We start from the raw sequence: 3,489 nt of genomic DNA on the forward strand, positions 1-3,489 counted from the left end.
CAGTAGTGTAAGCGCTGATTTGCGTAATACAATGATGTCCAGTTGGCTTTAACACCTACTTCCCACTCTTCACTGGTTTCAGGCTCTAGGTTAGGGTTTCCGATGAAGCTCGCTGGGAAATAACCAAAGCGTTCAGTAAAGGTAGGTGCTTTAACGGCTCTACCATAGCTTGTGAAAACGGCGTAGTGAAGTCGTTAAGTTGCCATGTGAAACCGCCGCGATAACTTACGGCATTGTCGAACTCACTATTGTTGTCGAACCTTGCGCTTAATGTTGCCGTTAGCGACTCGGTAAACTGACTGTTTGTTTCTGCAAATACGCTGTAGGTGTTGTCGTGTTGTTTTTGGTTAGGATCGCCAAATACAATAGGGCCGCGCTGGTCAAAAAGGCGCTGTAGATATTCAACGCCGCCTGCAAAATCCCAATTGTCGATGGTGTAAAAGCCGGTCCAGTTCTAATTCAATACGCTCACCCGTGGTGCCGCCTGTATCCGTACCCGATTCAGTATTATCGTTTTCATCTTTACGATAGTGTGCACTTAATGCCGAACGGTAGCCTGTGTTATTCGGCAGCAAATTCCCATCTTAATTTCGCACTAACTTGTGTGCCATCTGTCACGTTATCTGTATCAGCGGGAAGGCCAGGTTATGACAAAGTCAGTACCGTCATAGTCATTTTCATATTGAACAGTACGTAAATTCGCGATGAAGGTGTGCTCGGTGGTGGCGGCATAATTGAGGTTTATGCCAGCAGTCATATTGTCATAGCCATCGTCTTCGTTACCAACGCGAGATACGTTATCTCCGTCAGTCCTAATATAGCTCGCGTAGGCAGACACTCCCACGTCATCGCTCTGTGAGCGCGCATTCATGCTGCCCTGAAGGGTACCTTGAGAGCCAATGCCAGCTGAAAAATCTACGTGAGAACCATTGTCGGCAAACTGGCCAGATTTAGTGGTAATGCTCAGTACACCACCAATTGCACCGCTACCCCACCTCGCACTTTGCGGGCCGCGAAGTAGCTCAATGCGCACTACGTTGGCGCTAGTAAGATGAGCAAGGTCAACAAGACTCCCTTGGCCTACATCGTTGGCAACAACACCATCAATTAAAACAAGTAGATGGTTGGTTTCACCGCCGCGCACGCGCAGCTCTGTTAAGCCACGCAGACTGCCTGACTGAGACAAGCTAACGCCCGGTAGGCCGCGAATGAGGTCAGTAAGTTGAAGTGCGCCCGAAGCTTTAATGTCGCTTTCAGTTAGCACCGATACTGAGCCAGGCAGTTTAGTTAGCGAAATAGGTAAACGGGTGCCGGTGACGGTTAGCGTTTCAATATCTTGGTTTGAAGTTTGCGCGAAGGCAGATGTGCTTAAGCACGAAATAACTGCAGCGCTAAGGGCTGCTTTAGTAAAATGTGTACGCATGGTTTTTATATTATCTTTGATGCGCTCCACCCGAGCACATGATGAGTGAAAGTGCACGTTGTTACTTATTCTTTTGAATAGTGAGCAAACAAACGACACCATGAAGTACAGGCCGGTATCCGGGCTTACTCGCCAATACCGATAAGGTAATGGCTCTTTTGCCTTCCCATCTAATGGCGTCTGATTGCGCTGAAGCGCGTTGACGTATAAAAGACAGTGGCGCAATGAAAAGAAAACGACAATGCGTTGAGTTTACCGTTGCGGGGGCAGCATCAGCTTTTCACTGATTTCCCGTTTAACTATTGTCACAGTAGTAGTTATGGAGCGCGACAAAAGCACCTACACAGCGCGATTATATAGAACTTAAAAAGTGATAGCGAATACGGTTTCTTATACCTTACGCTTTTCGTAACCCGCATACGGTTATTGTACTAGGGTTATCGAAAAAGCGCTTTTGAGCAGTGAGGCAGAAGTGCAATGAGTACCCCAATTTTAGCGGGGGCTCTTGGAGTGCAGATAGCTGTTCTTTAAGGGCAAGTATTTGGCCTTCCCAATATTTGTCTTCAGCAAACCAAGGGAACGCACGAGGAAACGCAGGGTCTTCCCACCGACGAGAAAGCCACGCCATGTAATGCACCATGCGCATTGCTCTTAGCGGCTCGATAAGCAGGTAGCTGGGCACGTATCGAATTCGTGAAATTCTTCGTAGGCCTCTACTAGGGTATCTAGCTGCAAAAGCTGCTGTTGGCGGTCGCCACTTAACATCATCCATAAGTCTTGAATAGCGGGTCCCATACGGCAGTCATCTAAGTCAACGAAGGTTGGACCGTCGCGCCATAGTATATTGCCTGGGTGGCAGTCACCGTGTAAACGAATATTCGATGTTGGCTTATACGCTTGTTGGGTGGCCTCAATAACTGGATTGAGTATGGCAAAAAAGGCCGTCTTCAAATGCTCGGGTAGCAGTGTGCTTTGCAACAGAACCTGTTTGGGCTCATCAGGGTAACTTTCAATGTCAATTGAGGGGCGATTCTGCAAACCCTTTAGCTGAGCGCTAACGCGGTGAATGCGGCCTAATAAAACGCCCCATCCATTCGGAGCTGATCAAGGTTGTCGTTTTCAAATTGTCTACCGCCTACCGAAGGGAATAGCGTAAATCGATAGTCAGTCTCCGCCACCGTATGGTGATGGAGCGTTTTACCGTTTAAAGCTAAAGGTGCAGCCAATGGGATTTCGTTATCGATTAGCTCTGCAGCAAACGCGTGTTCTTCAAGAATTTGAGCGTCTGGTCCATCGACCTGGGCGATAGAATTTTGCTACATAGCGCTGACCGTCTTCAGCCAAAAACTGATAGACGCGGTTTTCATAACTGTTGAGCGCTAGCAGGCCGCTTTGAAGAAAAATGCCCTGACTTTCCGAAGGTGCCGAAGCGTCGGGATGCTTGTATTAACCTTAGCAATACGTAACTGCAATGAATAACTTTAAAAAGATAACCCTTGGTCAAGTTGGCCAAGACACTGAAGATATGCGCAAATTCCAATTTGATTTTGCAAAATTATTAGAAGATTACCAAATTGACTCTGTTGCTATAAAGCAACGTGCACCAAAGGGTAAGTTTGCAGGTAGTGCGACAGGTTTTAAAATCGAAGCTGCCATTCAATTAATAAAAGATGTGGATGTTAAAATTTTATCTGCAACTGAAATCAAAGAACAATTGAAGCGTAACCCTTTACCAATCGACTTTGAAGAAACTGGGCTTAAGAAATATCAAGAAACTGCATTTATTAATGCTTATGTTTACATCATGATGAAAACATACCGCCCAGAAGAGCTATAAAGAATAGACTCAATAAATATCCGGCGATATCAGGCCGGATATTTATCTCACTGAAGACAGGTTTATTTATGTGTTTCATATAAAGAGTCCGACATCTTTCTTAAATCCACGTTTTCTATATAGTCATCACTCAACGTCAGAATTGCATTTAAATTACTTACTAACTTTTCTTTTTGCAACTACCCGGCTAGGTGCTGTGTAAGAGGTGAATCTAACCGTCGTTAACCTT

2 protein-coding genes, 3 pseudogenes and 1 riboswitch are annotated in these 3,489 nt (G+C 45.7%); of the genes and pseudogenes, 1 reads left to right on the top strand and 4 read right to left on the bottom strand.

The features are described from left to right. The 4 genes and pseudogenes from ACXAC4_RS26615 to ACXAC4_RS26630 all read right to left on the bottom strand — a co-directional run. A pseudogene (locus tag ACXAC4_RS26615) lies at positions 1–113 on the bottom strand (hypothetical protein); the annotation flags it as partial. Next, positions 86–433: a TonB-dependent receptor domain-containing protein gene (locus tag ACXAC4_RS26620; protein ID WP_475168014.1), complete on the bottom strand. Its 348-nt coding sequence runs from the start codon at positions 431–433 to the stop codon at positions 86–88. The pseudogene ACXAC4_RS26615 and the gene ACXAC4_RS26620, both read right to left, overlap by 28 nt. 195 nt (positions 434–628) lie before the next feature. Continuing rightward, entirely contained in the window at positions 629–1,423 is a 795-nt protein-coding gene (locus tag ACXAC4_RS26625; RefSeq protein WP_475168011.1) for a TonB-dependent receptor, read from the bottom strand. Positions 1,424–1,516: 93 nt separating this feature from the next. Continuing rightward, a riboswitch (cobalamin riboswitch) is annotated at positions 1,517–1,781 on the bottom strand. Between the two features lie 126 nt (positions 1,782–1,907). Continuing rightward, positions 1,908–2,827: pseudogene (locus tag ACXAC4_RS26630) on the bottom strand (serine/threonine protein kinase); the annotation flags it as partial. An 82-nt stretch (positions 2,828–2,909) separates the two neighbouring features. Between ACXAC4_RS26630 and ACXAC4_RS26635 the strand changes: the two are divergent. Continuing rightward, positions 2,910–3,260, top strand: a pseudogene (locus tag ACXAC4_RS26635) (DUF3010 family protein); the annotation flags it as partial. Positions 3,261–3,489: the final 229 nt, after the last annotated feature.

This window comes from Pseudoalteromonas sp. AWM4_233 (assembly GCF_056158285.1).

Coding starts and splice junctions, on each gene's coding strand:
- ACXAC4_RS26625 (WP_475168011.1), bottom strand. CDS start 1,423: ATGCGTACACATTTTACTAAAGCAGCCCTTAGCGCTGCAGTTATTTCG.